This is a genomic window from Mycolicibacter virginiensis (assembly GCF_022374935.2).
Classification (GTDB): Bacteria; Actinomycetota; Actinomycetes; order Mycobacteriales; family Mycobacteriaceae; genus Mycobacterium; species Mycobacterium virginiense.
The window spans coordinates 1,560,292-1,571,867 of record NZ_CP092430.2; the positions used below are offsets into that span (position 1 = coordinate 1,560,292).

The 11,576-nt window shown below is 67.3% G+C and carries 11 protein-coding genes and 1 tRNA gene; 6 read left to right on the top strand and 6 right to left on the bottom strand.

The features are described from left to right. Window positions 1-40: 40 nt before the first annotated feature. The 3 genes from MJO54_RS07680 to orn form a co-directional block, all read right to left on the bottom strand. Window positions 41-334: a DUF732 domain-containing protein gene (locus MJO54_RS07680; protein WP_164518063.1), complete on the bottom strand. Its 294-nt coding sequence runs from the start codon at window positions 332-334 to the stop codon at window positions 41-43. Window positions 335-524: 190 nt separating this feature from the next. After that, a tRNA-His gene (locus tag MJO54_RS07685) sits at window positions 525-600 on the bottom strand. Between the two features lie 35 nt (window positions 601-635). Further along, window positions 636-1,292 (bottom strand): oligoribonuclease, encoded by a 657-nt coding sequence (gene orn, locus MJO54_RS07690; RefSeq protein ID WP_082108168.1) that lies wholly within the window; start codon window positions 1,290-1,292, stop codon window positions 636-638. Between the two features lie 75 nt (window positions 1,293-1,367). Here orn and MJO54_RS07695 point away from each other — a divergent pair, with 75 nt between their 5' ends. Beyond that, window positions 1,368-2,936 carry a helicase HerA-like domain-containing protein gene (locus MJO54_RS07695; RefSeq protein WP_105294794.1) on the top strand — a complete coding sequence of 523 codons (1,569 nt, stop codon included), beginning with the start codon at window positions 1,368-1,370 and terminating at the stop codon, window positions 2,934-2,936. A 181-nt stretch (window positions 2,937-3,117) separates the two neighbouring features. Here the strand turns inward: MJO54_RS07695 and cmrA are convergent, their stop codons facing one another. After that, window positions 3,118-3,924, bottom strand: coding sequence for a mycolate reductase (cmrA, locus tag MJO54_RS07700; RefSeq protein ID WP_046283796.1), 807 nt, complete (start codon window positions 3,922-3,924; stop codon window positions 3,118-3,120). Window positions 3,925-3,947: 23 nt separating this feature from the next. Here cmrA and MJO54_RS07705 point away from each other — a divergent pair, with 23 nt between their 5' ends. After that, a complete protein-coding gene (locus MJO54_RS07705) occupies window positions 3,948-5,258 on the top strand; it encodes an MFS transporter (RefSeq protein WP_046283795.1) in 1,311 nt (436 codons plus the stop codon). A 42-nt stretch (window positions 5,259-5,300) separates the two neighbouring features. Here MJO54_RS07705 and MJO54_RS07710 read toward each other — a convergent pair whose 3' ends face one another. Both MJO54_RS07710 and MJO54_RS07715 read right to left on the bottom strand, forming a co-directional pair. Continuing rightward, window positions 5,301-6,068, bottom strand: a complete 768-nt coding sequence (locus tag MJO54_RS07710) for an MmpS family transport accessory protein (protein ID WP_046283827.1) — start codon at window positions 6,066-6,068, stop codon at window positions 5,301-5,303. A gap of 65 nt (window positions 6,069-6,133) precedes the next feature. Next, on the bottom strand, window positions 6,134-6,787 hold the full coding sequence (locus tag MJO54_RS07715; RefSeq protein WP_046283794.1) for an SACE_7040 family transcriptional regulator: 654 nt from the start codon (window positions 6,785-6,787) through the stop codon (window positions 6,134-6,136). A 102-nt stretch (window positions 6,788-6,889) separates the two neighbouring features. Here MJO54_RS07715 and MJO54_RS07720 point away from each other — a divergent pair, with 102 nt between their 5' ends. The 4 genes from MJO54_RS07720 to MJO54_RS07735 all read left to right on the top strand — a co-directional run bounded on the left by MJO54_RS07720 (window position 6,890) and on the right by MJO54_RS07735 (window position 11,560). Further along, the gene (locus tag MJO54_RS07720; protein WP_046283793.1) at window positions 6,890-8,530 is read left to right on the top strand and encodes an AMP-binding protein; all 1,641 of its coding nucleotides are present in this window, start codon (window positions 6,890-6,892) and stop codon (window positions 8,528-8,530) included. Between the two features lie 74 nt (window positions 8,531-8,604). Then, window positions 8,605-9,354 carry a CoA transferase subunit A gene (locus tag MJO54_RS07725; RefSeq protein ID WP_046283826.1) on the top strand — a complete coding sequence of 250 codons (750 nt, stop codon included), beginning with the start codon at window positions 8,605-8,607 and terminating at the stop codon, window positions 9,352-9,354. Continuing rightward, on the top strand, window positions 9,351-9,992 hold the full coding sequence (locus tag MJO54_RS07730; RefSeq protein WP_046283792.1) for a 3-oxoacid CoA-transferase subunit B: 642 nt from the start codon (window positions 9,351-9,353) through the stop codon (window positions 9,990-9,992). Before MJO54_RS07725 ends, MJO54_RS07730 begins: the two co-directional genes overlap by 4 nt. Continuing rightward, the gene (locus MJO54_RS07735; protein WP_046283791.1) at window positions 9,989-11,560 is read left to right on the top strand and encodes a carboxyl transferase domain-containing protein; all 1,572 of its coding nucleotides are present in this window, start codon (window positions 9,989-9,991) and stop codon (window positions 11,558-11,560) included. Before MJO54_RS07730 ends, MJO54_RS07735 begins: the two co-directional genes overlap by 4 nt. The last annotated feature ends 16 nt before the right edge of the window (window positions 11,561-11,576 follow it).

Sequence of the window (11,576 nt, forward strand, 5' to 3'; positions counted from 1 at the left end):
GACTGGCAGCGAATTGCCGTCTGTGCGGACGGAGAATCCCCTATCGAAGCGTGTCGGGGCAGATCTCATGCTGGGCGGCATCCAGCACGCCCGCAACATCCATGGCGCCGAACGGCATACGTCGAACATCATCCGGCGAAGCCCCGCCGCGAAGCATCTGACACATCTGCGTGGCGTTCGCGAACAGTCCACCGGGGAACTCGAACCGCATCGTGCCGTGGTCCTCGAGGTACTTGTAGAAGCTGTCGTAGTCCGCATGGACTGGGGGCGCCACGGCCATCAAGGTGGCGACAAACGCTGTACCCACTCCGGTCAACATCCGCACAGCAAACACTCTGACATCCTCCAGGGTTCGTAGTTGGGACATACGGTGGCACATCACGAACGACACCGCTCGGCATGCGATCTGTGCACAAGGCTCGATGAGATCTGGCCCGGCGGCCGAGGAGGGTGGGAACTCACGCGGGATTCTGCGGCATACTGCAGAAACGAGTCAGGCCCCCTCGAAAGGGGGCCCGACCTGTTGGGGTGGCTGACGGGACTCGAACCCGCGACACCCAGGATCACAACCTGGTGCTCTACCAACTGAACTACAGCCACCATTGCTGCCCGACTAGCAAGCAGCGTCGTCGATACTAACCGCTAGGGCGCTCAGCCACCGAATCGATATCGTCGGGCGCGTCCACCGGCGGACCCAGCTCCCCGGCCACCGCGGCAATGTCGCTGGTAGAAGGCCCGGGCGGGGCGACGAACGCGGTGCGGCGGTAGTACTTCAATTCCCGGATGGACTCGTGGATATCGGCCAGTGCGCGGTGCGCCAGGCCCTTCTCCGGCTGGCCGAAGTAGATCCGGGGGTACCACCGACGACACAACTCCTTGATCGAGCTGACGTCGATCATCCGGTAGTGCAGGTAGTCGTTGAGGGCGACCATGTCGCGGGCCAGGAAACCCCGATCGGTGCCGATCGAGTTGCCCGCCAGCGGCGCCGTCCTGGCCTGCTTGACGTGGGTGCGGATGTAGTCCAGCACCATCGCCTCGGCGGTGGCCAGGTCGACGGTCGACGCTCTGACCTCGTCAATCAGGCCCGACCGGGTGTGCATGTCGGTCACCACAGGGCTCATCGCGTCCAGGTCCGCGTCGTCGGCGTGGATCACCACGTCGATACCGTCGCCCAGGATGTTCAGCTCGCCGTCGGTGACCAGGGCAGCGATCTCGATGAGCTTGTCCGAGCCCAGATCCAGGCCGGTCATCTCACAGTCGATCCAGACGAGTTCGTCTCGTGCAGCACTCACAGTGAGCCAACGTTAGCCGTTCACCGCAGCCATAGGCGCACAGCGGTACAGACCGGCCAAGTAATGTCGTGACCTGTGAGTCCCGAGTCGGCGGCGAACGCCGCGCAGCAGATCGCGGCGGGCTATGTCGCAGACGGCCAGGCCCTGGAGCTGGGCACGGTCGTCATCGACGACACCGCAGACGCCTCCGCCCAGGTCCGCATCCCGCTGGCCACGATCAACCGCCACGGATTGGTGGCCGGCGCCACCGGCACCGGCAAGACCAAGACCTTGCAGGTGATCGCCGAGCAGCTGTCCGCCGCCGGTGTCCCGGTGCTGATGGCCGACGTCAAGGGCGACCTGTCCGGGCTGTCGCGGGCAGGGGAGGCCGGGGACAAGATCACCCAGCGCGCCACCGAGACCGGCGACGACTGGACGCCGACGGCGTTCCCGGCGGAGTTCCTGTCGCTGGGCACCGGCGGTCTCGGAATCCCGGTGCGCGCCACCATTTCCAGCTTCGGACCCATCCTGTTGTCGAAGGTCTTGGGGCTCAACAGCACCCAGGAGTCGACCCTCGGGCTGATCTTCCACTGGGCAGACCAGAACGGTTATCTGCTGCTGGACCTGAAGGATTTGCGTTCGGTCATCACGTTTTTGACCAGCGACGCCGGAAAACCCCAGCTCAAGAACATCGGCGGAGTATCGGCTCAGACCGCGGGGGTGATCCTGCGTGCCCTGGTCAATCTGGAGGCCGAAGGCGGCGACACCTTCTTCGGTGAGCCGGAGCTCAAACCGGAGGACTTGCTGCGCACCGACAGCCAGGGCCGCGGCATCATCTCGCTGCTGGAACTGGGTGATCAAGCCGCCCGCCCGGTGTTGTTCTCCACCTTCTTGATGTGGGTGCTCGCCGACCTGTTCACGCTGCTTCCTGAGGTCGGCGACGTCGACAAGCCCAAGCTGGTGTTCTTCTTCGACGAGGCGCACCTGCTGTTCACCGACGCCTCGAAGGCGTTCTTGCAGCAGGTCGAACAGACCGTGAAGCTGATCCGCTCCAAGGGCGTCGGAGTGTTCTTCTGCACTCAGTTGCCCACCGATGTGCCCAACAGCGTGCTGTCGCAGCTGGGCGCCCGGATCCAGCACGCGTTGCGGGCGTTCACCCCCGATGATCAGGCGGCGCTGAGCAAAACGGTGCGCACCTACCCGAAAACGAAGGTGTATGACCTGGAGTCGGCGCTGACGTCGCTGGGGATCGGCGAGGCGATCGTCACCGTCCTGTCGGAGAAGGGTGCCCCGACCCCGGTCGCCTGGACGCGACTGCGGGCGCCGCGATCACTGATGGCCTCCGTCGGCGATGCGGCGATCACCGCCGCGGCCACCGCGAGCCCGCTGCACGCCGTCTACAGCGAGACGGTGGATCGGGAGTCGGCCTATGAGATCTTGTCCGGCAAGCTCGCGGCGGGGGAGGGCAGTGCGCCGCCCTCCGACGCCCAGGGGTACGACGGTGTGCCGCCGCCACCGAAAGTGCACTGGTGGACGCGGTTCGGTCGCTGGCTCGCCCACTTCCTCTCCACCCGGGAGGGAAAGCAGGTGACACGCGCTGTCACCACCGTGGTGGTCGGTCAGATCACCCGCGGCGCAATGGGTACCGGCCGCCGTCGGCGGTGAGGGCTGCCCGGCGCATCATCGGCGTTGGATAGCAGCAGTTGCCCGGCTTTGAGCGACAACGACGGGTACGCCGACGAAGTCCGTTGCCCGGTGTCGCTCAGAGGTGGGCAAATATCTGTATGGGTCCGGCTGAGCACCGTGCTAGCCCGAATGTTCAGTCCGGGCTGACAACCACCAGGCGTTAACCCCCGCCGAGCTTTTTGTAGACCGCCCCCACAATGGGCGTGACGATGGCGCGCGGCGCGTAACCGCTCGCCATCGACATGGCCTTGGAGGTGATCCCGGGTACGACGCGCATCTTGTTGCGCGCCAACGCATCCAGCGACAGTTTCGCGGTGTGTTGGGTGGAGATCCACAAGAAATCCGGGATCAGCCGGTCAACCAACGAGGCCTCGGTGGCATCAGGCATCTCGGCGCGTACCGGTCCGGGCGCCAGCAACGTGACGTGCACCCCGGACTTCAGCAGCTCGCCGCGCAGCGACTCGCTGAACGTGTTGGCGAAAGCCTTGGTCGCGGCGTAGGTGGCGTTGTTGGGGATCGGTGAGTTGCCGGCCGCCGAACCGGAGATCAAGATGCCGCCGGCGCGGCGTGCGAGCATGCCGGGCAGCACCGCCAACACCAGGTCGTGCACCGCCACCGCGTTCAGCTGCACCTGGGCCTTCTCCGCTGCCGGGTCCAGGCCGGAGATCGGTCCGAATGTCGCGGTGCCGGCGTTGGCGCACAGCACCGAGATCTCCCGCTCGGCCAACTCGGCGCAGAACGCGTCCCGTGCCGGCGGGTCGGCGAGGTCGACCGCGCGTACCTCGACCGCGACCTGGTACTTGTCACGCAGCCGCGCCGCCACGTCGTTGAGCACGTCTTCGCGGCGTGCGGTGATGATCAGGGCGTGGCCGCGGGCGGCCAGCTCGGTGGCCAGCGCCTCACCGATTCCCTGGGACGCTCCGGTGACGACAGCGCGGGCATCTGGGCTGGGAGCAGGAATTGGCATGGGGCAATCGTAGAGTGCGAGTCATGGGAGAGCCGGGGGCGGACAAGCCGGGGCGATCCCGGATCGTGGCGTGGGCCCTGTGGGACACCGGTGCGGCCGGCATTTCCGCCATCGTCGTGACGTTCGTCTACTCGGTGTATCTGACCAGCAGTGTCGGTCGAGAGCTGCCTGGAGAGGTGTCCCCGGCCAGCTGGCTGGGCCGCACCCTGGCCATCTCCGGGCTGACCGTGGCCGCGGTCGCGCCGGTGATCGGGGTCTGGGTGGCCGCCCCGCACCGCCGTCGCGTGACGCTGGCGGTGCTGACCGGTACCGCGGCTGTGTTGACCGCCTCGATGAGCCTGATCCGTGACGAGCCCGCCTACCTGGCTCCGGGACTGTTGCTGTTGGCGCTGACCGCCGCGTGCGGCGACCTGGCCAGCGTGCCCTACAACGCCATGCTGCGGCAGCTGTCGACCCCGCAGAACTCCGGCCGGATCTCCGGATTCGGCTGGGCGGCGGGCTATGCCGGCAGCGTGGTGTTGCTGCTGCTGGTCTACGTGGGCTGCATCGCCGGCAGCGGCCCCACCCGCGGTCTGCTGCGCTTGTCCACCGAAGGCGGACACAACATTCGGGTGGCGATGCTGCTGGCCGCGGCCTGGCTGACGGTGTTCGCGTTGCCGTTACTGCTCACCGCGCACCGCTTGGCCGGCGAGAGCGAGGCGCCTGCCCCGCGGCTGGGCTTCTTCGGCGGCTACCGCCAGTTGTGGCGCGACATCACCGCGGAATGGCACCGCGACCGCAACCTGGTCTTCTATCTGGTGGCTAGCGCGATCTTCCGTGACGGGCTGGCCGGGGTGTTCGCGTTCGGTGCGGTGCTCGGCGTCAACGTCTACGGCATCTCGGCCGGCGACGTGCTCATCTTCGGGGTGGCCGCCAGCGTGGTGGCCGCACTCGGGGCCATCGCCGGGGGCCTGCTCGACGACCGGATCGGGTCCAAGACCGTCATCGTCGGCTCACTAGTGGCGATGATCGCCGCCGGCACCACGTTGATGACGCTGTCGGGCCCAGGGGCGTTCTGGGCCTGCGGGCTGGTGCTGTGTCTGTTCATCGGGCCGACCCAGTCCTCGGCGCGCACCCTGCTGCTGCGGATGGCCCAAGAAGGACGGGAGGGGTTCGAAGGGGTGGCGTTCGGCCTCTACACGATGACCGGTCGGGCGGTGTCGTTCCTGGCGCCGTGGCTGTTCTCGGTCTTCGTCGACGTCTTCGGCGCCGACCGGGCGGGCATGGGCGGACTGTGCACCGTCCTGCTGCTCGGTCTGCTGGCGCTGCTGCCGGTGCGGGTCAGCAGGGTTTGACGGCGATCCGCTTCGCCCGGCTTCGCCGCGCTTGCGATCGCCTTAGCCAGCTGCCGCGCACACCGTGAGAATCGAACCGGTGCGCTGACGGACCTGGGCGCCGTCCACCGATACCGAGCAGGTGATCTGCTCGCCGAAATTGACCACCGTGACCGCCGCAGCCGTCGTCGCCGGTGGCGTCAATGTCACCTGCTTGGTCCACGGCAGGGACACATTGAACTCGGTCTGCAAAATCCCGCCGGAATCGATGTAGGCGATGCTCAGCGCCCGACCGGTCCCGCTCACGCTGTAGACGATCGTCTCGGGCACCCCGGCGGTGGTCGACGTCGTCGGCGGCGCCGTGGTTGTGGTGCTGGGCGCGGGGGTCTTCGACGGCGACGGAGTGGTGGTGGGGATGCGCTTGGGCACCGGCGTGCTCGGGGCGGTCGGCAACGGGGTCACCGGCGTGACGGTGGCCGAATTGCGCTGCGAGCCATTGGCGATCACTAGGGCGATCACCATGCCGACCACCAGCAACACGGCGGCACCGGCCACCAGGAACAGCCAGTTCGGAAACCGCGGAGGCTCCGGCGGTCCACCCTCGCCGCCGCCTACGGGTTCACCCGGAGGGGGCTGGGGCGCCTCCCAGTGCTGCCGCGGCAATTGCTCGGTCGGGTGGGGAGCCTGCGGCGGATAACCGGACGGGTACGACGGGAGCTGTCCGGCGTAGGCCGGGTCGACGTAGGGCGGATAGCCGGAAGTCGGCGGCTCAGACGCTCCACCTCGCTGCCAGGGCTGATTTGTGCCCTCCGGTCGATACGGATCGGTCATGCCCACCTCATGGCTTGCAGGGTACCTGCGCCGGGCGTCTGCGGCCGGGACGTCGGCGCGCCGTCCTAAATTCCGGCCGCGCCCAGCGCGCTGATAGTCATCGCCCGCAACACCGCTCGCGAGCGCTCCGGGCCGGCCGACTTGGCGCCACTGGGCTTCATGCTGTGCGGGGTCGAATTCAGCAAACCGAACGCGGCGTGGGCCATCAACCGTGCATCGGCTTCGGCCAGCTCTGGGTGCAGCGCGCGCAACACGCTCACCCACACTTCGACGTACTGCCGCTGGGCGCTGCGCACCTGACGCTGCGCGGCGGCCGGCAGATGCGCCAAGTCACGGTCCTGGATCCGGATCAGGTCCGGCTCGCCGAGGGCGAAATCGAGATGAAAATCGACCAGGCCGTCCAGCACTTCCTGCGGACTATCGCCACCCGCTTCGACGGCGCGCGCCCCGGCGAGCAACCGGGTGCTGATACCGACGAGCAACTCGACCAGCAGGGCCTCCTTGCCTGCGAAGTGCCGGTAGATGGCCGGGCCGCTGACTCCTGCGGCCGCACCGATGTCCTCCAACCGCACCGCCGGGTAGCCGCCCTGGGCGAAGAGGCGTTCGGCGGCCGCGAGCAACTGGCTACGCCGGTCGGACTTCAGTCGGCTGCGCCGGTTGGCCGGCTCGTCGTTGCCCGCCGAGTTGGCCGAGATGGACTCCGGAATGGAAGAAGCCATCACGTCTCCGCTCCGTCGTGGACATCTCAGTTAATGGCCACTAACGTAACACCCGCCGCCGCGGAACACATCCGGCTTCGGGCGGCACCGGTGGAGGGGCCGATGGCAACTGCGGTACCCGCGGCGCAGAACGACTTGTCCTACGCCCGCGGCGAGGACCAGCCCGCCCTGTTGGAGACGACGATCGGCGCCACTCTCGCGGCGATCGCCGGCGTATTTCCCGAACGCGATGCGTTGGTTGACGTTCCGTCGGGTCGGCGCTGGAGCTACGCCGAGCTGCTAGCTGGTGTGCGTGGCCTGGCGACCGGCCTGCTGCAGGCCGGCATCAGCACCGGGGATCGGGTGGGCATCTGGGCGCCCAACTGCGCTGAATGGGTGCTGACCCAGTACGCCACCGCCGAGATCGGTGCGGTTCTGGTCAACATCAATCCCGCCTACCGCTCCCACGAACTGGCCTTTGCGCTCAAGCAGTCCGGGGTCGCGATGGTCATCTCGGCGGAGCGTTTCAAGACTTCCGACTACGCCGGAATGCTGCGGGAGGTGGGCCCCGAATGTCCGGATCTGCGCGAGGCGGTGTTCATCGGCGGCTCCCGGTGGCAGGAGCTGGCCGGCACGCCGATTGATTCGAAGGCGCTGACGCAGGTGGCCGCGACACTGCATGCTCAGGATCCGATCAATATCCAATACACCTCGGGCACAACGGGTTACCCCAAGGGTGCGACGCTCAGTCACCGCAACATCCTCAACAACGGCTACCTGGTCGGCGAGCTGCTCGGCTACACCGAAACGGACCGGATCTGCCTTCCGGTGCCGCTGTATCACTGCTTCGGACTGGTGATGGGGAGCCTGGCGGCGACCAGTCACGGCGCGGCCATCGTCTTGCCGGGGCCCGGTTTCGATCCGGCGGCGACGCTGCGGGCCGTGCAGGACGAGGGCTGCACCAGCCTCTACGGGGTGCCGACGATGTTCATCGCTGAGCTCGGCCTGGCGGACTTCGGCGAATACGACCTCACCAGCCTGCGCACCGGGATCATGGCGGGATCGCCGTGTCCGGCCGAGGTGATGCGACGGGTCATCGACGACATGCACATGGCCGGGGTCGCGATCTGTTACGGCATGACCGAGACCTCCCCGGTGTCAACCCAAACCCGCAGTGCAGACTCGCTGGTGCAGCGAGTCGAGACCGTCGGGCAGGTCGGCCCGCACCTGGAGATCAAGCTCACCGACGCGGTCACCGGTGCGACGGTGCCGCGCGGGCAGGTCGGCGAGCTGTGCACCCGCGGCTACTCGGTGATGACCGGCTACTGGAACGACCCGGACAAGACCGCGGCGGCCATCGACGCCGAAGGTTGGATGCACACCGGGGATCTGGCCGTGATGGACGGCGACGGCTACGTGCGCATCACCGGGCGGATCAAGGACATGGTGATCCGCGGCGGGGAGAACATCTACCCGCGCGAGATCGAGGAATTCCTCTACACCCACCCCGACATCCGCGACGCCCAGGTCATCGGCGTGCCCGACGAAACCTACGGCGAGGAGCTGATGGCGGTGGTGATGATGCGCGACGGAGCGCCGCCGCTGACCGTCGAGCGGCTGCGGGAGTTCTGCACCGGCCGGCTCGCACACTTCAAGGTGCCGCGGTACGTGCGGGTCGTGACCGAGTTTCCGATGACGGTCACCGGCAAGGTCCGCAAGGACGAGATGCGCCAGCAGGCGATCGAGCATTTGGCCGGCGGCTGACAGGGCCGCTCGAGAATGGTATTCTCTGGCATCAGTTAATGGAAATTAACTGAAATGAGGAGGCGCGAGTGGCGATAGACAAGGTCGTGGCGACGGCGGCAGAGGCCGTGGCCGACGTGACCGACGGCGCGTCACTAGCTGTGGGCGGGTTCGGGCTCTGCGGCATCCCAGAGGCATTGATCGAGGCCCTGCTACAGCTCGGGGTCACCGATCTGGAGACGGTGTCGAACAACTGCGGTGTCGACGGCGTCGGGCTCGGTGTGCTGTTGGAGCACAAGCGCATCCGCCGCACCGTCAGCTCCTACGTGGGCGAGAACAAGGAATTCGCCCGCCAATTCCTCTCCGGTGAGCTCGAGGTGGAGCTGACCCCGCAGGGCACCCTCGCCGAGCGGCTGCGTGCCGGCGGCGCCGGCATCCCGGCGTTCTACACGCCCACCGGCGTGGGCACCCAGGTTGCCGACGGAGGTTTGCCGTGGCGCTACGACGGCGCCGGCGGAGTGGCCGTGGCATCGCCGCCGAAAGAGACCCGAGAGTTCGACGGCCGAACCTATGTCCTGGAGCGGGCGATCCGCACCGACTTCGCGCTGGTGCACGCCTGGAAAGGCGACCGGCACGGCAACCTCGTCTACCGCGAGGCCGCCGCCAACTTCAACCCGGACTGCGCTGCGGCCGGCCGGATCACCATCGCCGAGGTCGAGCACCTGGTCGAGCCCGGTGAGATCTGCCCCGCCGAGGTGCACACCCAGGGAGTCTTCGTGCACCGGGTGGTGCACGTGCCCAATCCGATCAAGCGAATCGAGCGGGAGACGGTGCGCGCGTCATGACCCTGACAAGAGACGAGTTGGCCGCACGGGTGGCCGCCGAGCTGCGCGACGGCCAGTACGTCAACCTCGGCATCGGACTGCCCACTTTGATTCCCAACCACATCCCCGACGGTGTCAGCGTGGTCTTGCACTCGGAGAACGGAATCCTCGGGGTCGGTCCCTACCCGCTGCGCGAAGACCTCGACGCCGACCTGATCAACGCCGGCAAGGAAACCGTCACCACCTTGCCCGGCGCATCCTTCTTCTCGTCGTCGGCATCGTTCGGAGTCATCCGCGGTGGCCACCTCGACGTGGCGGTCCTTGGCGCCATGCAGGTTTCGGCCGCCGGCGACCTGGCCAACTGGATGATCCCCGGCAAGATGATCAAGGGCATGGGCGGGGCGATGGACCTGGTGCACGGAGCGCGCCGGGTGATCGTGATGATGGAACACGCCGCCAAAGACGGCAGCGCCAAGATCGTCGAGCAGTGCACACTGCCGCTCACCGGTGCCCGCTGCGTCAACCGGATCATCACCGACCTGGCCGTCATCGACGTCATCGAGGACGGCCTGCAGCTGATCGAGACCGCCCCGGGCGTCACCGTCGAGGAAGTCGTCGCGAAAACCGATGCCTCGCTGGATCTTTCGATGCTGTCATGACCGCACCGGCATTCGCTGACGAACACCGGCGGTTGGTCGCTGAACTCAAGACCAAGCTGGCGGCGGCCGCGCTCGGCGGCAACGAGCAGTCCCGCCAGCGCCATGTGGCGCGCGGAAAACTGTTGCCCCGCGACCGCGTTGACCGACTGCTGGACCCCGGCAGCCCGTTCCTGGAACTGGCGCCGCTGGCCGCCGACGGGATGTACGACGACGAGTGCCCCGGCGCGGGGATCATCACCGGCATCGGGCGGGTGTCCGGCCGCGAATGCGTGATCGTCGCCAATGACGCCACCGTCAAGGGCGGCACCTACTACCCGGTGACGGTCAAAAAACACCTGCGCGCCCAAGAGGTGGCACTGGGCAACCGACTGCCCTGCCTGTACCTGGTGGACTCCGGGGGAGCGTTCCTGCCCCGCCAGGACGAAGTCTTCCCCGACCGTGAGCACTTCGGCCGCATCTTCTTCAACCAGGCCACCATGAGCGCTGCTGGCATTCCGCAGATCGCGGCGGTGCTCGGTTCGTGCACCGCGGGCGGCGCCTACGTTCCGGCGATGAGCGATGAGGCCGTCATCGTTCGGGAGCAGGGGACCATCTTCCTCGGTGGACCGCCGCTGGTGAAGGCCGCCACCGGCGAAGTGGTAACCGCCGAAGAACTCGGCGGCGGAGAGCTGCACTCCAAGGTCTCCGGGGTCACCGACTATCTGGCCGATGACGACGAGCACGCGTTGCGCATCGTGCGCCAGATCGCGGCGACCTTCGGGCCGCGCCCCGAAAGCCCCTGGGATATCAGCGACTCCGTCCCGCCCCAGCATGACCCGGCCGAGCTCTACGACGTGGTTCCCCCCGACCCGCGGGTGCCCTACGACGTGCGCCAGGTGATCGTGCGGCTCGTCGACGGCAGTGAGTTCAGCGAGTTCAAGGCCGAGTACGGCAAAACCCTGGTGACCGCGTTCGCGCGCATCCACGGCCACCCGGTCGGCATCATCGCCAACAACGGAGTGCTGTTCGGTGAATCCGCCGTCAAAGGGTCGCACTTCATCGAACTGTGCGACAAGCGCTCGATCCCCCTGGTGTTCCTGCAGAACATCGCCGGGTTCATGGTCGGCCGCGACTACGAGGCCGGTGGCATCGCCAAGCACGGCGCCAAGATGGTCACCGCGGTGGCCTGTGCACGCGTGCCCAAGCTGACCGTCGTGATCGGCGGGTCCTACGGGGCAGGAAACTACTCCATGTGCGGGAGGGCGTATTCGCCGCGGTTCCTGTGGATGTGGCCCAACGCCCGGATCTCGGTGATGGGCGGCGAGCAGGCCGCCTCGGTGCTGGCCACCGTGCGCAGCGATCAACTCGACGCCGCCGGCAGGCCTTGGTCGGCGGCCGATGAGGAAGCCTTCAAGGCCCCGATCCGCGAGCAGTACGAGGTGCAGGGTAACCCGTACTACTCGACCGCGCGGTTGTGGGACGACGGGATCATCGACCCGGCCGACACCAGAACAGTGCTGGGACTGGCGCTTTCGGTCTGCTCGAACGCGCCTTTGGACCCGGTCTCCTACGGCGTATTCCGGATGTGACCCAGATGAATTCAGC